The sequence below is a fragment of the Roseomonas sp. FDAARGOS_362 genome (genome assembly GCF_002754815.1).
GTDB lineage: Bacteria > Pseudomonadota > Alphaproteobacteria > Acetobacterales > Acetobacteraceae > Roseomonas > Roseomonas mucosa.
Genome location: NZ_CP024588.1, coordinates 2,608,186 through 2,625,701, shown reverse-complemented (window position 1 = coordinate 2,625,701; position 17,516 = coordinate 2,608,186). Strand labels below are relative to the sequence as shown.

At 72.0% G+C, this 17,516-nt stretch carries 17 protein-coding genes; 11 read left to right on the top strand and 6 right to left on the bottom strand.

The window, feature by feature from the left end:
• Positions 1-108 precede the first annotated feature (108 nt).
• On the bottom strand, positions 109-1,341 hold the full coding sequence (locus tag CTJ15_RS16645) for an oxalate decarboxylase family bicupin (protein ID WP_099781735.1): 1,233 nt from the start codon (positions 1,339-1,341) through the stop codon (positions 109-111).
• Between the two features lie 158 nt (positions 1,342-1,499).
• Positions 1,500-2,387: a tryptophan 2,3-dioxygenase gene (kynA, locus tag CTJ15_RS16640; protein WP_099781734.1), complete on the bottom strand. Its 888-nt coding sequence runs from the start codon at positions 2,385-2,387 to the stop codon at positions 1,500-1,502.
• A 99-nt stretch (positions 2,388-2,486) separates the two neighbouring features.
• Between kynA and CTJ15_RS16635 the strand changes: the two genes are divergently transcribed.
• The 9 genes from CTJ15_RS16635 to CTJ15_RS16595 all read left to right on the top strand — a co-directional run bounded on the left by CTJ15_RS16635 (position 2,487) and on the right by CTJ15_RS16595 (position 12,052).
• Positions 2,487-3,362: an alpha/beta hydrolase gene (locus CTJ15_RS16635; RefSeq protein WP_099781733.1), complete on the top strand. Its 876-nt coding sequence runs from the start codon at positions 2,487-2,489 to the stop codon at positions 3,360-3,362.
• Positions 3,359-3,736, top strand: coding sequence for a RidA family protein (locus CTJ15_RS16630; protein WP_075823107.1), 378 nt, complete (start codon positions 3,359-3,361; stop codon positions 3,734-3,736). The genes CTJ15_RS16635 and CTJ15_RS16630 overlap by 4 nt, the downstream gene beginning before the upstream one ends.
• A 614-nt stretch (positions 3,737-4,350) precedes the next feature.
• Positions 4,351-5,289, top strand: a complete 939-nt coding sequence (locus CTJ15_RS16625; RefSeq protein WP_099781732.1) for a 1-acyl-sn-glycerol-3-phosphate acyltransferase — start codon at positions 4,351-4,353, stop codon at positions 5,287-5,289.
• Positions 5,290-5,717: 428 nt separating this feature from the next.
• Positions 5,718-7,172, top strand: a complete 1,455-nt coding sequence (gene miaB, locus CTJ15_RS16620; protein WP_075823105.1) for a tRNA (N6-isopentenyl adenosine(37)-C2)-methylthiotransferase MiaB — start codon at positions 5,718-5,720, stop codon at positions 7,170-7,172.
• 53 nt (positions 7,173-7,225) lie between these two features.
• Positions 7,226-8,269 (top strand): PhoH family protein, encoded by a 1,044-nt coding sequence (locus CTJ15_RS16615; protein ID WP_037251295.1) that lies wholly within the window; start codon positions 7,226-7,228, stop codon positions 8,267-8,269.
• A gap of 76 nt (positions 8,270-8,345) precedes the next feature.
• On the top strand, positions 8,346-8,813 hold the full coding sequence (gene ybeY, locus CTJ15_RS16610; RefSeq protein WP_019459306.1) for an rRNA maturation RNase YbeY: 468 nt from the start codon (positions 8,346-8,348) through the stop codon (positions 8,811-8,813).
• A 1-nt stretch (position 8,814) separates the two neighbouring features.
• Positions 8,815-9,762, top strand: coding sequence for a hemolysin family protein (locus CTJ15_RS16605; protein ID WP_019459307.1), 948 nt, complete (start codon positions 8,815-8,817; stop codon positions 9,760-9,762).
• A 101-nt stretch (positions 9,763-9,863) separates the two neighbouring features.
• Entirely contained in the window at positions 9,864-11,423 is a 1,560-nt protein-coding gene (gene lnt / locus CTJ15_RS16600) for an apolipoprotein N-acyltransferase (RefSeq protein ID WP_075823077.1), read from the top strand.
• 185 nt (positions 11,424-11,608) lie between these two features.
• Positions 11,609-12,052: a helix-turn-helix domain-containing protein gene (locus CTJ15_RS16595; protein ID WP_019459309.1), complete on the top strand. Its 444-nt coding sequence runs from the start codon at positions 11,609-11,611 to the stop codon at positions 12,050-12,052.
• A gap of 75 nt (positions 12,053-12,127) precedes the next feature.
• Here the strand turns inward: CTJ15_RS16595 and CTJ15_RS16590 are convergent, their stop codons facing one another.
• Positions 12,128-12,658 (bottom strand): DUF2244 domain-containing protein, encoded by a 531-nt coding sequence (locus CTJ15_RS16590; protein WP_058390650.1) that lies wholly within the window; start codon positions 12,656-12,658, stop codon positions 12,128-12,130.
• A gap of 156 nt (positions 12,659-12,814) precedes the next feature.
• On the opposite strand from CTJ15_RS16590, the gene nth reads away from it, so the two are divergent.
• A complete protein-coding gene (gene nth / locus CTJ15_RS16585; protein ID WP_099781731.1) occupies positions 12,815-13,486 on the top strand; it encodes an endonuclease III in 672 nt (223 codons plus the stop codon).
• A gap of 490 nt (positions 13,487-13,976) precedes the next feature.
• On the opposite strand, the gene CTJ15_RS16580 is transcribed toward nth, so the two are convergent.
• Entirely contained in the window at positions 13,977-14,267 is a 291-nt protein-coding gene (locus tag CTJ15_RS16580) for a hypothetical protein (protein WP_058390651.1), read from the bottom strand.
• Between the two features lie 237 nt (positions 14,268-14,504).
• Here CTJ15_RS16580 and CTJ15_RS16575 point away from each other — a divergent pair, with 237 nt between their 5' ends.
• Complete coding sequence (locus CTJ15_RS16575; RefSeq protein ID WP_099781730.1) at positions 14,505-15,479, top strand: hypothetical protein; 975 nt, start codon at positions 14,505-14,507, stop codon at positions 15,477-15,479.
• Positions 15,480-15,534: 55 nt separating this feature from the next.
• Here the strand turns inward: CTJ15_RS16575 and CTJ15_RS16570 are convergent, their stop codons facing one another.
• Positions 15,535-15,924, bottom strand: coding sequence for a cupin domain-containing protein (locus tag CTJ15_RS16570; RefSeq protein WP_099781729.1), 390 nt, complete (start codon positions 15,922-15,924; stop codon positions 15,535-15,537).
• Positions 15,921-17,273 (bottom strand): amidase, encoded by a 1,353-nt coding sequence (locus CTJ15_RS16565; RefSeq protein ID WP_099781728.1) that lies wholly within the window; start codon positions 17,271-17,273, stop codon positions 15,921-15,923. The genes CTJ15_RS16570 and CTJ15_RS16565 overlap by 4 nt, the downstream gene beginning before the upstream one ends.
• Between the last annotated feature and the right edge of the window lie 243 nt (positions 17,274-17,516).

The window sequence follows — 17,516 nt, the reverse complement described above, 5'->3', positions numbered from 1 at the left end:
GCCCGCAGGGTCCTGGCGGATAGGGGGTTCCGGGGGAAAGGCAGCGCCTTTCCTCCGGGACGGCGCAATGCCGCCCGGCCATCATCCACGGCCGGGCGGCATTGCGCATCAGGCCGGCACGACCGGTGCCTTGTCGCGGCGCAGTGCGCCGATCACCTGCTTGTCCAGATGCAGGTGCGACTGCAGGAGCTGCTGCGGCGTCAGGGCCATCCATTGGTTCAGCGACAGGTCGGCGTAGTGGTCGCTGCGGAACATCTCCAGGAAGCGCAGGGTGGTGTTGCCGGTGTTCTCGACGTAGTGGCCCATGGCGAAGGGCACGTAGCCGACATCGCCCGCCACGTAGTCGAAGGTGCGCGCCTGGCCGGAGGCGGCGAAGACGCCCATGCGTGCCTGCCCCTCGATGTAGTACTGCCATTCGTTGGTGTTCGGGTGCCAGTGCAGCTCGCGCAGCCCGCCGGGCTCGATTTCCACCAGGGCCGCGGCGATGGTCTTCGAGGCCTTGAAGACGGAGGAATCCGTGATGCGCACCGTGCCGCTCTTCGTGCGGATCGGGTCCTGCGCCAGCATGCGGTGGCTGAAGCTCCCGGCCGAGGGCACCTGCGTCACGCCATCGAGGCGGTCCTGCGCCAGCGGCCCGGGCTTGTCCGCCTTGAAGATATAGAGTTCGTCCGGGCTCGGCGTATGGCCGAAGAGATTGGCGGGCACGCCGAAGTTCTTGGCCAACACCTCGGCCGGCACGCGGCGGAACCAGTCGCTGATCAGGAAGGTGCTGTCCTCGTCGAAATGCCCGTCGTCGAAGACGAGCAGGAACTCGCAGCCGTCATCGCCCAGGCCCTGGATCGAATGCGGGATGCCGCCGGGGAAGTACCAGAGGTCGCCGACGCCGACATCGTCCACGAACTGCCGGCCCTGCGTATCGATCGCGGTGATGCGGGCACTGCCGTAGAGCATGTAGGCCCACTCGGCCTCCTTGTGCCAGTGCAGCTCGCGCACGCCGCCGGCATTGAGGCGCATGTTCACCCCGGCGATGTCCTGCGACACGCCAAGCTCGCGCACCGTGACCTGCCGCGTCCAGCCGCCGCTTTCCTGCCGCACATGCGCGTCGGCATAGGAGAAGCGGAGGTTCGGCAGCGTCCCGTGATCCGTGGAGGGCGGGTTCAGCATGTCCGGATTCTGCCGCGTGCGCGACAGGTCACGCGGGCCGGGATCGGTGCCGCCGGTGTTGGGGGCGCGGCTGGGCTGCGGGGTCTGCGCGGCCTGTTGCGCGCCCGCCGCGGCGGGCACCAGGGCGGCGGCTGCGGCGGTTCCGGCGATGACGTTCCGGCGGGAGACCGAATTCATGAGTTATACTCCGTGTGACCAATCGTTCATGTCGATCACAAGTATTCGAGTCTCCCGGCTTTGCCCGATAACTTGCCGCGGACTTATGGGGCGGCCCGTCCCACGCGTCCATGCGGGGGGTGCTTCAACCTCTCGCGACGATGCCTCATGGGCGCACGTCAGATCTCGGTGCGGACCTGCCAGAGCTCCGGGAAGAAGGAGCGTTCCAGCGCCGTGCGCAGGAAGGCGACGCCGGCGGAACCACCGGTCCCGGCGCGGAAGCCGATGATGCGCTCCACCGTCTTCATGTGGCGGAAGCGCCATTGCTGGAAGGAATCCTCCACATCCACCAGCTCCTCCGCGAGCTGGTAGAGATCGAAATGCGTCTCCGCCTCGCGGTAGATCCGCAGCCAGGCCGCCTGCAGTTCCGGGCTGTGCCGGTGCGGCTGCGTCAGGTCGCGCTCCAGCAGCGACGCCGGCAGGGCGAAGCCGCGCCGTGCCAGAAGGCGGATGGCTTCGTCGTAGAGGCTCGGCGCGCGCAGTGCCGCGTCCAGCGCCGCGTGTGCCGCCGTGTCGTGCCGGTGCGGCAGCATCATCTTCGCGTCCTTGGCACCCAGGCGGAATTCCAGCATCCGGTACTGGAAGGACTGGAAGCCGGAGGACTTGCCCAGCACGCCGCGGAAGCTGAGATAGTCCGCCGGCGTCATGGTGGAGAGCACGTCCCAGGCGCCGATCATCTGCGACTGGATGCGCGAGACCCGGGCCAGCGCCTTGAAGGCCGGGTCCAGCGCGTCGCGGCGGATGGAATCCAGCGCCAGGACGAGTTCGTGCGTGATCAGCTTCAGCCAGACTTCCTGCACGTGGTGGATGGTGATGAACAGCATCTCGTCGTGATGCGTGCTGAGTGGCTGCTGCGCCGAGAGCAGCAGGTCGAGCCGCAGGTACTCCCCATAGCCCATGCTCCGCGCGAAATCGGTGTGGATGCCCTCGGTGACGCGGCTGGGCGGGGGTTCGGCCCCGGGGGAGTCCGTGGGAGAGCTCAGGGAGGCATTCGTCGGGGCGCTCATCGGGGCGGGCTCCGGATCGGGGCTGGAAAAGGATGCCGGTTTGCGGCCGGCCGTGTCCGCGGCCAGGATAGCACCGTCACCCCCGATGCGCCGGACCCGATGACCCTTTCCCGGACCAGTTCGCTCTTCCTGTCCTCCGCCCGCAGCCGGGAGGAGCTGGACCGCGACTACAGCCCCAGCCTCTTCGTGGATTCCCTGCCGGCGGTGATCGGGGACTGGGGGCGGCGCACCGCCCTGGCCAAGGCCCGCCACGCCGGACGCCTGCGCCCCGACCTGGCCTATGGACCGCACCCGCGCGAAAGGATCGACTATTTCCGCGCGGCGAATCCCTCCGGCGCGCTGCTGGTCTATCTGCATGGCGGCTTCTGGCAGCATGTCTCGAAGGAGGAATCCGGCTTCCTCGCCCCCGGCTGGGTAGAGGCGGGCGTCGATGTCGCCGTGATGGACTATGCCCTGGCGCCGGAGGTCACGCTGCCCGCCATCGTGGCGCAGGCGCGGCGCGGCCTGTCCTGGCTGCTCTCCGAGGCCGCCACCCTGGGCTTCGATCCGGGGCGGGTGGTGGTGGCGGGGCATTCGGCGGGGGCGCATCTCGCCGCCATGACGCAGATCGGCGCGGCGGTGCCGCTGCGCGGCCTGGCGCTGCTGTCCGGCGTCTTCGAACTGGAGCCGGTCCGGCGAAGCTATGTCAACGAGGCCGTGGGCATGGACGAGGCGGCGGCGGCGGCGCTCAGCCCGGCGCGCCAGGACCCCGCCCGCCCGCTGCCCCTGCTGGTCGTGGTGGGCGAGCGCGAGCCTGTCGCCTTCCAGGAGCAGGGCCGCCTGCTGGCCTGGAACTGGCGCGAGGCCGGCTGCCCGGTGGAGTGGCGGCTCCTGCCGCGTCACACGCATTTCAGCCTGCTGGACGATGCGGGCGACCCGCCCTCGCCCCTGGGCCGGGGCATCGCGGAACTGCTGGGCATGGAGGAGAGGCGATGAGACAGGAGATCGATGCGGGCCTGCCGGAGCCGCGGCAGCCCTTCGCCTGGGCGATCCGCAGCGGCGGGCTGATCTTCACCACCCATGGCCCCGTGCGGCCGGATGGCACGATCCTCCAGACGGGAATCCGGGAACAGGCCCGGCTGGCCCTGGAGAACCTGCGCCGGACGATGGAGCAGGCGGGGGGCAGCCTGGACGGCGTGGTGCAGGCCACCGTCTACCTGCTCGACGCGGCCGACATGGCCCCGGTGGACGAGGTCTATCGCGAATTCTTCCAGCCGCCCTATCCCAACCGGGCCAGCGTCGTGGTGGCCGGGCTGGTCGCGCCGGGCATGCGCTTCGAGATCCAGGCCATCGCTGCCCTGCCAGGCTGAGGCGCGGTCCGGCAGGGTGATGGCTTTCCGGTTGCGCTCCATGTTTAGCGTTGCTCTGTCCCCGGGGGACAAGGCTCTGCCTTTTCCCCCGGGCCCCCTTATCCGCCAGGACGCTGCGCGCCCTGGACCCGGTGAGTTGGCTCTTGCTGACGCCGGATCGCGCCGGAGAGCCATGCTCTCCGGCGGACCGCCGGTGCCACCAGTGCGGAGACGGTGTCCTTCTTTTCGGGAGCCCCGCCTCTCCACCTGCTCCCAGGGACCAGGCCCCAGGATGACGGTCACCACGGGAACCCACGAAAGCCCGGGGTCCGGGGACCGGCTTCGGTCCCCGGCGGAGAGGGGGTCCGGCGGGAGAGGCGGCGCCTCTCCCCCGGCGGCCAGCCACGAAGCGCAACGCGGAAGGCCAGCCTTCCCTTCCCGGAACAAGGGGTGGGGCGGCACGATTGCGGTACGGCGCCGCACGCGCTAGGCGAGGGGGCATGGAGGCCGTCACACCCGCTGCTCCGGTCGCCGGCCGGTCACCCGCCGGATCGGCCGTGGGCGCAAAGCCCGGTCCTTCCCATGCCCCGGTACCATCTGGTGCGATGCCGAGGGGAACGAGGTCCGGGGAGGTGATGTCCGGAGACGACGCCCCGGCTTCTCCGTCCGTCGCCGACCCGGGCCGGCGCGGGCAGCCGCCGCGGTACCACGCCGCCCTGCCGGGACGGGCCTTTTCCGACGTCATGGGTCCCCGGCCGCTGGGCGGGCGCCTGCGGGCGGTGCGGCGCCTGCTCTGCCTGCTGCTCTGGATGCTCTGCTGCATGCCGGTGCAGGCGGTGCTGCTGGCCCTGCCGGGGCAGGGCAAGATCCGCTTCGCCCGCTTCTTCTGGCGCAATGCCTGCCGGCTCTTCGGGCTGGAGGTGCGGGTGCTCGGCGCGGCACCGGCCGGGCCGCGCGCGCTCTACCTGTCCAACCACAGTTCCTGGCTCGACATCATGGTGCTCGGCGGCACGCTGAAGGCCTGCTTCGTCGCCAAGGCCGAGGTCGGGGGCTGGCCGGTGATCGGCACGGTGGCGAAGCTGGGGCGCACGATCTTCGTCAGCCGCACCCGCGCCCGGACGGGGGAGGAGGCGGCGGCGATGCGGGAGCATCTGGCCCAGGGCGAGAACCTGCTCCTTTTCCCGGAAGGCACCAGCAACGACGGCAACCGGGTGCTGCCCTTCCGCTCCTCCTTCCTCGGCATCGCCGATGCGGCCGAATGGGTGCAGCCGGTCTCGGTGGTCTATGACCGACTGGGCTACATGCCGCTGGCGCGCATCGACCGCCCTGTCTTCGCCTGGTACGGCGACATGGGCATCGCCGGCCATGCCTGGATGCTGGCGCGCCTGCCGGGGGCCCGGGCCACGGTGCTGCTGCACCCGCCCGTCCATCCCTCCGATGTTCCGAACCGCAAGCAGCTTTCCGCCATGGCCGAACGGAGGGTGGCGGAGGGCGCGGCCGCCCTGCGGCAGAACCGGCTGTCCGAACCGCGCCCCGCTGGCCCGTCCGCCCCGGACGGGCCGGCGGGGCACTGAGGGCGGTGGCCGCCCGTTCCGGTTTTGGGGGCGGCGGCGGTCTTCCCGGACCGGGGCGCCAAGGCCCTGCCCTGGCCGCCCCGGGCGGGGCTCCGGGTTCGGGGGGGTGACATTTTGGAGACTGCCCCCGCCGCCCCGCCATCCCCATCGCCGCATCCTGGTGCACGAGGCGCCGGAACCCACTGGATTCAGGCGTTTCGCCTGGACCGGCCGCGCCCCGGGGCCTTTCCACAGGGGCGTCGTGCCGCCCGCGCCGGGGTGCCGGCACCCTTGACCACGCACCGCAGCATCCGCGACGCTGCGGCACATGGCACGCCAGCCCCCCTCCGGAGTCGCTTGACCCCTGCATCCAGGGGCCGCACATCCCCGCCGCGACCCGGCCTTTCCACCGCCGGGCGGAAGGATGGTTTGTGCGCATGACTGAAACGATGGCGATGCCCGGAACCGAACCCGCCCCGACGCAGGCAGGGCAGGCTCCCGCCGCTCCCCGCAAGAAGCTGCTGATCCGCACCTGGGGCTGTCAGATGAACGTCTATGACAGCGCCCGCATGGCGGATGTCCTGGCGCCGCTCGGCTATGCCCCGACCGAGGCGGTGGAGGAGGCCGACATGGTCGTCCTCAACACCTGCCATATCCGCGAGCGTGCCTCGGAGAAGGTCTTCTCCGACCTCGGCCGGCTGCGCGACACCAAGCGCGAGCGCGCGGCCGGGGGCAAGGAGACGATCATCGCCGTCGCCGGCTGCGTCGCCCAGGCCGAGGGTGCCGAGATCACCGCCCGCGCCCCCTGGGTGGACATCGTGCTGGGGCCGCAGACCTATCACCGCCTGCCGGAGATGGTGGCCCGCGCCAGCCGCGCCGCCGGGCAGGTGATCGAGACCGACTTCCCGGCCGAGGACAAGTTCGACCATTTGCCCGAGGCCGCCACGCCGCAGGGGCCGGTCGCCTTCCTGACGGTGCAGGAGGGCTGCGACAAGTTCTGCTCCTTCTGCGTCGTGCCCTATACCCGCGGCGCCGAGTTCTCCCGCCCCGCCGGCGCCATCCTGGCTGAGGCGCGGCGCCTCGTGGCCCAGGGCTCGCGCGAGATCGCGCTGCTCGGCCAGAACGTGAACGCCTATCACGGCGAGGGGCCGGACGGGCGGACATGGACGCTGGGCCGGCTGCTCCGCGCGCTGGCGGAGATCCCGGGCCTCGTCCGCCTGCGCTATGCCACCAGCCATCCGCGCGACATGGACGACGACCTGATCGCCGCCCATGGCGAGGTGCCGGCGTTGATGCCTTTCCTGCATCTGCCGGTGCAGTCGGGCTCCGACCGCATCCTGCGCGCCATGAACCGGGGCCATGACGCCGCCCTGTTCCGTGGCATCGTGGAGAGGCTGCGCCGGGCGCGGCCGGACATCGCCCTGTCCTCCGACTTCATCGTGGGCCATCCGGGGGAGAGCGAGAAGGATTTCGCCGACACCATGGCGCTGGTGCGCGAGACCGGCTTCGCGCTCGCCTATTCCTTCAAGTACTCGGCCCGTCCCGGCACCCCGGCGGCCAACATGCATGGCCAGGTGCCCGAGGCCGAGAAGGATGCCCGGCTGCAGGCGCTCCAGGCCCTGTTGCGGGAGCAGCAGCAGGATTTCAACGCCGGCTGCGTGGGGCGGGAGGTCGAGGTGCTGGTCACCGGCGCCGGGCGCCACCCCGGCCAGCTCGCCGCCCGCTCCCCCTGGCTGCAGCCGGTTCATTTTTCCGCCCCCGCAGGGCTGATAGGCGGGATGGCGAGGGTGCGCCTGGACGCCGCGCACCCCAATTCACTGTCAGCCACGCTTCTGGCCGCCACCTCTCCGGTGGCCGGCCTTCTGGACCCCGTTCAACCGGTATCGGAGCACGCCACCGCTTGACCAGCCCCGCCATCGCCCTCCGGGCGGATCCCCAGGCCCTCGCCCGTCCCCTCCTGGCCGATGCCGGGCCGGGGACGCGGTCGGTTTCCCTGACCTTCGACGACAACACCCTCCTGCCGCTGCTGCTCGGCCATCACGACCGCCATATCGCGCGGATCGAGCAGAAGCTGGGCGTGCGCATCGCCGCCCGCGGCAACCGGGTGACGGTCACCGGCGGCGGGGTCGAGACCGAGGCCGCCGAAACCACGCTGCGTGGCCTCTGGGCCCGATTGCGGCGGGGGGAAGGTGTGGGAATGTCGGAGGTCGAGGCGGCGCTGCGCTTCGCGGTCAAGGGCGCGGAACAGGCCGAGGACCCGCGCCTGCCGCTGTCCGACCTGCCGGCGATCCGCACGCGCAAGGGCGCCATCGCGCCGCGTTCCCCGGCCCAGGCGGGCTACATGGACATGCTGGCACGGCACGAGATGGTCTTCGGCATCGGCCCGGCCGGCACCGGCAAGACCTATCTCGCCGTCGCCCAGGGCGTCGCCCTGCTGATGGCGGGGCGGGTGGACCGCATCGTGCTGAGCCGCCCGGCGGTCGAGGCGGGCGAGCGGCTGGGCTTCCTGCCCGGCGACATGAAGGAGAAGGTGGACCCCTATCTCCGCCCGCTCTATGACGCGCTGCATGACATGATGCCGGCCGAGCAGGTGACGCGCCGGATCGCCACGGGCGAGATCGAGGTGGCGCCGCTGGCCTTCATGCGCGGGCGGACGCTGGCGCATTCCTTCGCCATCCTGGACGAGGCGCAGAACACCACGCCGGCCCAGATGAAGATGTTCCTCACCCGCATGGGGGAGGGCACGCGGATGGTGATCACGGGCGACCCGACCCAGGTGGACCTGCCGCCGGGCCAGAGCTCGGGGCTGGTGCAGGCGCTGGGTGTGCTGGAGGGCGTCGAGGGGATCGGCGTCACGCGTTTCGCGGAGGGCGATGTGGTGCGCCATCCGCTGGTGGGCCGGATCGTTGCGGCTTACGCACGATTCGATGCCAAGGACGACAGGGCCGGAGCCATGAGGGCAAGCCGGCGCGGAAAGGACAGGGATGGACCCGTCGAGTAGTAGCCCGGGCGTCGCCCGGGAATCGTTTCTGGCTGACGGGCATGGCTCCGGGGAGGGGCCATGCGTCGATGTCGTCATGGCGGAGCCATGCATCGATGTCGTCGTGGAGGACCCGCGCTGGCATGCGGCGGTGCCGCGCGTCGCGCGGCTGGCCCAGGAGGCCGCCGTGGCGGCGCTGGCCGAGGCCGGCGGCGGCGCCCCGGTCGGCGGCATGGTCACGGTGCTGCTGACCGACGACCGCGAGATCAAGCGCCTCAACAGCTTGCATCGCGGCAAGAACAAGCCGACCAACGTCCTGTCCTTTCCGGCGGAGATGCCGGGCCTGCTGGGCGACATCGCCGTGGCGCTGGGCGTCGTGCGGCGGGAGGCCCGGGCGGCCGGGCGGCCGATGCACGCGCATCTGGCCCATCTGGTGGCGCATGGCGCGCTGCACCTGGCGGGCTACGACCATCTCCATGCGGGCGAGGCCCGGCGGATGGAGCGGGCGGAGGCACGGATCATGCGCCGCCTCGCCCTGCCCAATCCCTGGCGAGGGGTGGCCTGAGATGAGCGAGCACACGCCGGCCGCCGGCAACGGCAATGGCCAGAACGGCCAGGGTGAGCGCGGGGGCGAGCGCGGCCTGCTCTGGTGGCTGGGGGCGCTGACCCGCAGGAAGGAGGCGGAAAGCGTCCGCGAGCGCTTCGAGGCGCTGGTGGATGGCAGTGGCGAGGAGGGCGATCCGGGCGAGCCGCCCGAGCTCGACGCCGCCGAGCGCCTGCTGTTGGGCAATGTCCTGAAGCTGCGCGGCAAGACGGCGCTGGACGTCATGGTGCCGCGCGCCGACATCGTCGCCATGCCCGAGAAGCTGACGCTGCAGCAGGCCATCGAGCTGATCCAGCGCGAGGGACACAGCCGCCTGCCGGTCTATCGCGAGAACCTCGACGACATCGTGGGCATGGTCCACATCAAGGATGTCTTCGCGGCGGTGGGGCACGAGGCGGCCTTCGACCTCAAGGCCATCCTGCGCAAGCCGCTCTTCGTGGCGCCGCAGATCCCGGTGCTGGACCTGCTGCTGCAGATGCGCATGGCCCGCATCCACCTCGCTTTGGTGGTGGACGAGTATGGCGGCATCGACGGCCTCGTGACGATCGAGGATCTGGTCGAGACCATCGTCGGCGACATCTCCGACGAGCATGACGAGGAGGAGCTGCCGCAGATCGTGGAGCGCCCCGACGGCACGCTCGACGTCGATGCCCGCATGCCGGTGGAGGATTTCGAGGCCCGCATGGGCCCGATCCTGACGCCGGAAGAGCATCACCAGGACATCGACACGGTGGGCGGGCTGGTCTTCACCCTGGCCGGCCGGGTGCCGAAGAAGGGCGAGCTGGTCTCGCATCCCGGTTCGGGGCTGGAGTTCCGCGTGCTGGAATCCGACCCGCGCCGCATCCGCCGCCTGCGGGTGCGCCGTCCCCTGGTGGACAACCCGGCGGACACGCGGCAGGCCGCGGAGTAGCGAGGGGGAAGGGACGGGCCGGGGAGGGGGAGCCAGCCGCCTCTCCCGATCGTCACCAACTGTGGCTTGCCGGGGGGGCGACCCCTGGCTACCAGCCCGGCGTGTTCACGAATCTGTCCCGATTCGCCGCAAGGCTCCATGGTTGGCGCCTGCTCGCGGCTTCCGCCCTGCTGGGCGCCCTGACAGCCCTGGCCCTGGCGCCGCTGCATCTCGTGCCCGTGCTGTGGCTGACCCTGCCGGGCCTGCTCCTGCTGCTCGACGTCGCGCCCGGCCGCTGGCGCGCCCTGGCTGTCGGCTGGGCCTGGGGGTGGGGCTTCCAGGTCGCGGGCCTCTACTGGATCACCGAGGCGATCCTGGTGGAGGCGGACCGCCTGTGGTGGGCGGTGCCGCTGGCCGTACCGGCGCTGGCCCTGCCGATGGGGGCCTTCACCATCCTGCCGGCCCTGGCGGCCTGGGCCTCGCCGCCCGGCTGGCGCCGCGTCCTGGCTTTCGCCGGGGCCTGGACCGGGGCGGAGATGCTGAAGGGCTGGGCCTTCACCGGTTTCCCGTGGAACCTGCTGGGCTCGGCCTGGGCCTTCGATGCCCTGCCGGTGCAGGGAGCGGCCTGGATCGGCGCCTATGGGCTCTCGCTGGTCACGGTGCTGCTGGCCTGCGCCCCGCTTCTCGGCCGGCGCGGCATGGCCGGGGCGCTGGCCGGGCTGGCGGGCTTCGGCCTGCTCGGCGTCTGGCGCCTGCAACAGGATGCGCCGCCGGACCAGCCGGTGACGCTGGTACTGGTGCAGGGCAACATCGCGCAGCAGCTCAAATGGGACCCGGCCTCGCGCTGGGCGATCTTCCGCCGCTATCTCGACCTGACGAAGCAGGGGACGGCCCGCGCCGTGGAGGCCGCGCCGCCCGGCAACCGCATCGTGGCGGTCTGGCCGGAAACCGCGAGCCCCTTCCTGCTGGCGCAGGACCCGGATGCCCGGCGCTATGTGGCGGAGACCCTGCCGCCGGGCGGAATCCTGCTGGGCGGGACGGACCGGGCGGAGTTCGGCCCCGACCGCAGCCTCCGGGCGGTGTACAACAGCCTGGTCGGAGTGGATTCCGAAGGGGAGCTGCTGGGCGGCTACGACAAGAGCCATCTGGTGCCCTTCGGCGAGTACATGCCGCTGTCCGGCCTGCTGCCGCTGCGCGTCATCCGGGGCGGGATGGACTTCTCCGCCGGCACGGGGCCGGTGACGCTGCGGCTTGGGGGCCTGCCCGGCTTCTCGCCCCTGATCTGCTACGAGGTGATCTTTCCGGGGGCCGTGGTGCTGCAGCGGGACCGGCCCGACTGGATGCTGAACATCACCAACGACGCCTGGTTCGGCCAGTCGGCCGGACCCTACCAGCACCTGGCGGCGGCCCGGCTGCGGGCCGTGGAGGAGGGGCTGCCCCTGGCCCGCGCGGCGCAGACGGGCATCTCGGCCGTATTCGATTCGCAGGGGCGCGAGAGGGCTCATCTGGGCCTGGGCCTGATGGGGGCTGTAACCACTCCGCTCCCTGGCCGTTTGCCCCCGACATTGTTCTCGAAAACGGGATTGTGGGGACCCGGACTTCTGGCTCTGATCTGTTTTCTGACGGGTTTCCGGCGGTGGAAGCCAAAAATTGTGCTGGAAAATCCGGGAGAGATGATCTAAAAAAAGAGAAATCTCAAAAGAGTTGACAAATTCTTTCTGCAATCGCAGGTTATAGAGAGAACAGAGGGGGCAGCCGCTCCATGGTGCAGTCGATAGCCTTCGCCCGAGACGCCCAGGAAACGCGCCGTCGTACGGATGATGTGCCTGGCAAGAGCCGGCCGAACGGAAAATTGGAGAACGGTCAGATGTCGAGGGACGAGCCGGCTGAGCGTGGCGAGCGGGAGCATCGCCCCAGCCCCATCGATGTCCATGTGGGAGGACGCGTCCGCCTGCGACGCACCCTGCTGGGCATGAGCCAGGAGAAGCTGGGCGAGGCGCTGGGCCTCACCTTCCAGCAGGTCCAGAAATACGAGCGTGGCGTGAACCGGATCGGCGCATCCCGCCTGTTCGACATCGCGCGCGTGCTGGACGTGCCGATCGGCTTCTTCTTCGACGACATGCCCGATGGCGTGGGTGGCGGCAGCCGCACCCGGCTGGCCGGCTTCGCCGAGGGGCAGGAAGGCTTCGAGGACGACACGCTGAACCGGCGCGAGACGCTGGAACTGGTGCGCGCCTATTACCGCATCACGGAACCGGCCGTGCGCAAGCGGGTCTTCGACCTGATCAAGAGCCTCGCCCCGGTCGACTGAGACAGGCCCCCTGGCCGGGGGCTGTCGGCATCGCCTGAACGCCATGCCCGTCCCTGCGGTCAGGCCATGCGGATCTCAGTCCCGAAGCTGGGGGTTGTCGAAGCGGGGCTCCCGGTAGCGGCACAGGGCCGTCTCCAGGGCCCGCGCCAGATCCCGCTTGTCCTCGCCCGAGAGGCAGCGTCCGATCTCGATCCCCCGGTCGCGGCACAGGAGCCGGAGCTGGCCGGACGAACCCGGGTGGCTGCGCAGCTCCACACGGGTCCAGTAGGGCTGGAGCAGGAACTCCTCCCGCCTTCCCCGCGCGTCGGTGCGCCGGACCCGCAGCCGGTCCGCCGTCAGGGAAAGAATCTCCGACACCCGGCCGGAACGCCGGTGGTGCAGCGCCATGAGGGCCAGCACCAGCGGGATCTCGAAGCCCATGAAGCCCAGGATGGGCCAGGCGCCGAGCAGGAAGAACACCACGCAGAGCGCCGCCGCCGCCGAGCCCAGGAGCAGCGCCAGCACCAGGAAGGCCCGTGGCGTCCAGGAGCGGGGCGGCACGCTGACGGCCTCGAAGAGCACGGGCTCCTCCAGGTGCCGGGCCTCCCCGATGGGCGCTTCCCCCATGGGCGCATCCACTGTCATGGTGGGGAAAGATAGGCTAGCGAGATCGCCGTGCCAGCCGAATCCTCCGAAAAGCCGCCCGCTGCCCGGTCCCGGCCCGCCCGCCGCCCCGCCACCGCCCTGCACGGCACGGCGGGGGAGCCACGCCGGGCCCGGCGGATGCCGCCCGCCCAGGCCCTGCGCTTCCTGGAGGCGCTGCGCGACGCCAATCCGGATGCGCAGACCGAGCTGCATTACGGCAACCCCTTCACCCTGCTGGTGGCCGTGGTCCTTTCCGCCCAGACCACCGATGCGGCGGTGAACCGGGCGACCGACCCGGCGCGCGGCGGCCTCTTCGCGGTGGCGGACAACCCCGCCGCCATGGTGGCCCTGGGCGTGGAGGGCGTGGGCGGGCACATCCGCAGCATCGGGCTTTGGCAAGGCAAGGCGCGCAACGTGGTTGCCCTGTCGCAGATGCTGCTGGACCGGCATGGCGGGGAGGTGCCCGACAGCCGCGAGGCGCTGGAGGCCCTGCCCGGCGTCGGCCGCAAGACCGCCTCCGTGGTGCTGAGCGTCGCTTTCCACCAGCCCGCCATGGCGGTGGACACGCATATCTTCCGCCTGGGCAACCGCACCGGCCTCGCCCCGGGCAAGGATGTGCGGGAGGTGGAGGAGGCGCTGCTGAAGCGCTGCCCCCCGGAATGGCTGCGCGACGCGCATCACTGGCTGATCCTGCACGGGCGCTATGTCTGCAAGGCCCGGCTGCCGGAATGCTGGCGCTGCGCGGCACGCGAATTCTGCAACTACCGCGACAAGGTGCTCGTCCCGCCGCAACGGTCCAGGACAGCCTGACCGCCACACCCCCGCAGCGGACGGCCGCTCCACCCGCCCCGCGCACGGCACGATGCCGGCCGCCGGCGGAAGCCGGGACTTCCGCCCTGGGCCGTTGTGCCGCGTGGCGGCCCGCCGGGGGAGAGGCGCCGCCTCTCCCGCCGGACCCCCTCTCCGCCGGGGACCGAAGCCGGTCCCCGGACCCCGGGCTCGAGTGGGTTCCGGTGGCTGCCGCTGGTTTTCGGCCTGATCCCCGGGGAGCAGGTGGAGACGCGGGGCTCGCGAAAAGAAGAAGACCCCGTGTCCGCGCTGGCGGCACCGGCAGTCCGCCGGAGAGCCAGGCTCTCCGGCGCGATCCGGCCGGCAGCCGGAGCCAACTCATCGGGTCCAGGGCCCGCAGGGTCCTGGCGGATAAGGGGGGCCGGGGGAAAAGGCGGAGCCTTGTCCCCCGGGACAGCGCGACGCCCGACGTGAAGCACCGGCTGGCAGCCGGGGTGAGCCGCCTTTCGTATCAACCTTTCCCGCGCATCTCCTGTGATGCCTTCGGCATCGGGGTCAGGCCCAGACCCCAGAGCGGGCGGGGATCGGCGGCGAAAGCTTCCGGGGCGCGTTCCGTGCCGGCGGCGCAGCCGATGTCGCGGGCCTGGCGGGGCTCCATCTCGCTGAGCCGCCGGGCATCCTCCATCCGGCCGATCCAGGCGCCGTAGAGCGCCAGCAGGTCGATCCGCGGTAGGGCGAGCCGCTGGCCGGGCCAGCGCGCCGCCCGGAAGGACAGGGGGGCCACCATGGTTCGCAGGGTCATGTCCAGCGTCTCCCAGGCTCGCGAGGAGCGGTGATGGGCCGGTGGCGGAGCCTGTTCCGGGAGGGCTCCACCGCATCGGCGAGGGCCATCATCCTGCCGCGGCGGGGTGTGCCGTCGGGTACAGCGATCGTGGAATTTCCAGGCTATGACAGGGGGATTCCACGGATGGCCGCCACGGGGAGAGGCCCCGCCGGCTTTCCGCCCGGATGGAACTCCCTCGTGAGGAGGGCCGGTCCCATGGCCGCCATCGCCGAGAAGCTGCGCCTCACCGCTGCCGCCCTGGGCTGCTCCGGCCGCAAGGAACTCTGCGCCCGCTTCCGGGTGGCCAATCCCGCCACGCATTTCGACCTGGAGCGCTCGCACAAATGGCTCCAGGGGCGCGCCTTGCCGCGCTCGGTCCAGCTCTATGACGACTGGGCGAAGGTGCTGGGAACGCGCCGCGCCGGTGCCTGGATCGCTTCCTGTACCCTGGACGCCTTCCTGGGCGAGGTCTGCACCCTGTTCGAGGCCGATGCGGCGGACCTGCTGCGACGCGCCGAACTGCCGCCGCACCAGCCGGCGGAGGCGCAAAGGCCGCCGGACGTGAGCGGCGGCCATCTCTGCGGCCATTATGCCTGCTATTCCCGGGCCTGGTCGCCCTACCATCCCGACAACCTGATCCGGGGGGCGCTGCAGTTCCTGCCCTCCCAGCGGGGGCAGCACCTGCTGGCGGACTATACCGAGGCCCTGTTCGGCGGCACCTTCCACTTCATGGGCGAGGTCCTGCTGCGCGGGCGCACGGCGCATGTCCTGCTGCGCGCCCAGGGCGACATCCCGCCGCTCTACGCCAGCCTCTACATTCCCGGCCCGCCCGCCAGCGCGCTTTGCGGCATCATCGCCGGGGCCGCCCTGGTCGGATACGAGCCGCGCCCCTCCGCCTCCCGCATCGTGCTGGTCCGGACGCCATGCCCGGCCGCGGCGACGAACCGGCATCTGCGGACGGATGACGGGAGCATCGGCGAGGACCTTCGCCAGCTCGGCCTTCCGTCCGGGCAGGCCGCGGGGATCGACGCGCTGCTGCGGGATTTCCTGGATGGCGCCGGGGACCGGGGGCGTGACCAGGTGCCCGCCGCGCTCCAGGAGCGGCTTTGCGCCGAGCTGGACCGCTTCTACCTGCGGCCGGAGACGCAGCCACAGGGTATCCGGCCCGTTTCCGCGGCCTGCGGCGCCTGATGGCGGCACGGCGGGGGCGGAAGGGAAGCGGCCCGGCCTGTGGCCCGGGGAGGCGTCAGGGCCCGGTTCCGTCCGCCTTTCCGGTGGGCAGTGTCGGGGCGGGACCCTCCGGCCCGCCATGCACGGCGAGCCAGAGCGTGTCCTCGTCCGGGGCGACCCAGGCGACGCGGTGGCGGCACCCCGCCGGCAGCAGCACCCAGTCGCCGGGGGCGAGGCGGCGTTCCTGGCCGCCGCCGAAATCCAGCAACGCCGCGCCGGAGACCAGCAGCACGAATTCCGGCCAGTCCTGCTCGTGCCAGCCCAGGCTTTCCGGCCCGAGGGGGCCGCGCGAGGCGATGCGCTCGATCCGGGCGCCGGGCAGGCTGGCGAGGCCGGTGAAGGCCTCCCCGCCCGCCGCCGGCCGTGCCCCGTCCGCCAGCCGGCCGAAGCGCGGCGCCGGGCTCATGCCCGCAACGCGGCCTCGGCGCCCTGGGCCAGCGCCAGCAGCGCCCGGTCCGCCCCCTGCGCGCCCGTCAGCATCAGCCCGACCGGGGCGGTGCCGGGGGCCTGGCAGGGCAGGCTGATGGAGCAGCGGTCGAGGAAGTTGCCCACCGCCGTGTTCCGCAGCAGCAGGAGGTTCAGGCGGTTGTATTCCTCCGTCGTTTCCACCGCGGCGATCGGGGGCGGGGTGACGACGCAGGTGGGGCAGAGGAAGGCGTCGAAGCCCTCGGTGCGGGCATTCGCGGCGGCGACGATCCGTGCCCGCGCCGCCTGGAGGTCGAGATAGTCCGCCGCCGTCATCGCCGCGCCCTTCTCGATGCGCGCCAGCACGCGCGGGTCGTAGGCATCCCGGGCGCGCACGATCAGCGGCGCGTGCCAGGCCCAGGATTCCGCTGCCGCGAAGCCGCCCCTGGCATTGGCGGGGGGGATGTCGCGGAGCTCGGGGAAGTCGATCTCCTCGATCCGCGCGCCGGCCTTCTCCAGCCTGCGCAGCGCCGCGTCGAAGGCCTCGGCCACGGCGGCCTCGATGCCGTCGAAGAGAAAGGTGCCGCGCGGCACGGCAAGGCGGGCGCCGGACAGCGCGGCGGGGGCCGGGGCTGCGCCCTCTTCCTCCCCCGCCATGATCGCGTCGAGCACGGCGCAGCAGGCGGCGGTGTTGGCGAGGGGGCCGAGGCTGTCCAGCGTGTGGCTGAGCGGCACGGTGCCCGTGAGCGGCACGCGGCTGGCGGTGGGCTTCCAGCCGACGATGCCGCAGAGCGCCGCCGGCACGCGGCAGGAGCCGCCCGTGTCCGAGCCGAGCCCGGCCAGGCCCATGCCGTCCGCCACCGCCACCGCGGCGCCGGAGGAGGAGCCGCCCGGCAACCGGCCGGTGGCGCGGTCCCAGGGCGAGCGGGGGGTGCCGTGATGCGGGTTCACGCCGAGGCCGGAGAAGGCGAATTCCACCATGTTGGTGCGGCCCAGCACCACGAAGCCCGCCCGTTCCAGCCGTGCCACGGAGGGGGCGGTGCGGGTGGCGGGCGGCGCGTCCTTCAGCGCCGTGGAGCCTGCCGTCGAGGTGACGCCCGCCTGGTCGTAGAGGTCCTTGATGCTGATCGGGATGCCCGCCCAGCGCGACGGCGCCCGCCCGGCCCGTCGCAGCGCGTCCATCGCCCCGGCGGTGGCGCGGGCCTGTTCCGCCTGCACCGCCACGAAGGCGCGCGCCCCTTCGCCCTCCGGCTCGGCGATCCGCGCCAGCGCGGCCTCCACCAGTTCCAGGCTGCTGGTGCGCCAGTCTGCCAGGGCCTCGGCGGCGGCCTCGATGCTGCGGTATTCCATGCTCACCCCTTCCGCCCTCCGGCGGTTCCTCTGGCCGCCGCCACCCGGCTCCGCGCGCGGGGGGCCGGTGGGGAGGCGCGATGCCGCAGGGGAAACCCGCCCCGCCGGTTTGGCAAGGCGCCTCCGCGCCGGAAGGGGCCGGTTCGCGGGCGCGCGGAAGCGGCGGGGCGGCCGGAACGGCGCATCCTCCGGCGGCGGAAAGGCCATGTCTTCCACCCGGCGGCATGACAAGCCCGTGCGGCC

Excerpts from the sequence above, each read along its gene's own strand:
- nth (WP_099781731.1), top strand. The coding sequence starts at position 12,815 with ATGCCGCCCGCCCAGGCCCTGCGCTTCCTGGAGGCGCTGCGCGACGCC.
- CTJ15_RS16570 (WP_099781729.1), bottom strand. The coding sequence starts at position 15,924 with ATGAGCCCGGCGCCGCGCTTCGGCCGGCTGGCGGACGGGGCACGGCCG.
- CTJ15_RS16595 (WP_019459309.1), top strand. The coding sequence starts at position 11,609 with ATGTCGAGGGACGAGCCGGCTGAGCGTGGCGAGCGGGAGCATCGCCCC.
- CTJ15_RS16575 (WP_099781730.1), top strand. The coding sequence starts at position 14,505 with ATGGCCGCCATCGCCGAGAAGCTGCGCCTCACCGCTGCCGCCCTGGGC.
- CTJ15_RS16565 (WP_099781728.1), bottom strand. The coding sequence starts at position 17,273 with ATGGAATACCGCAGCATCGAGGCCGCCGCCGAGGCCCTGGCAGACTGG.
- CTJ15_RS16645 (WP_099781735.1), bottom strand. The coding sequence starts at position 1,341 with ATGAATTCGGTCTCCCGCCGGAACGTCATCGCCGGAACCGCCGCAGCC.
- CTJ15_RS16630 (WP_075823107.1), top strand. The coding sequence starts at position 3,359 with ATGAGACAGGAGATCGATGCGGGCCTGCCGGAGCCGCGGCAGCCCTTC.
- CTJ15_RS16580 (WP_058390651.1), bottom strand. The coding sequence starts at position 14,267 with ATGACCCTGCGAACCATGGTGGCCCCCCTGTCCTTCCGGGCGGCGCGC.
- CTJ15_RS16625 (WP_099781732.1), top strand. The coding sequence starts at position 4,351 with ATGTCCGGAGACGACGCCCCGGCTTCTCCGTCCGTCGCCGACCCGGGC.
- kynA (WP_099781734.1), bottom strand. The coding sequence starts at position 2,387 with ATGAGCGCCCCGACGAATGCCTCCCTGAGCTCTCCCACGGACTCCCCC.
- miaB (WP_075823105.1), top strand. The coding sequence starts at position 5,718 with ATGGCGATGCCCGGAACCGAACCCGCCCCGACGCAGGCAGGGCAGGCT.
- CTJ15_RS16590 (WP_058390650.1), bottom strand. The coding sequence starts at position 12,658 with ATGGGGGAAGCGCCCATCGGGGAGGCCCGGCACCTGGAGGAGCCCGTG.
- CTJ15_RS16635 (WP_099781733.1), top strand. The coding sequence starts at position 2,487 with ATGACCCTTTCCCGGACCAGTTCGCTCTTCCTGTCCTCCGCCCGCAGC.
- ybeY (WP_019459306.1), top strand. The coding sequence starts at position 8,346 with ATGGCGGAGCCATGCATCGATGTCGTCGTGGAGGACCCGCGCTGGCAT.
- CTJ15_RS16605 (WP_019459307.1), top strand. The coding sequence starts at position 8,815 with ATGAGCGAGCACACGCCGGCCGCCGGCAACGGCAATGGCCAGAACGGC.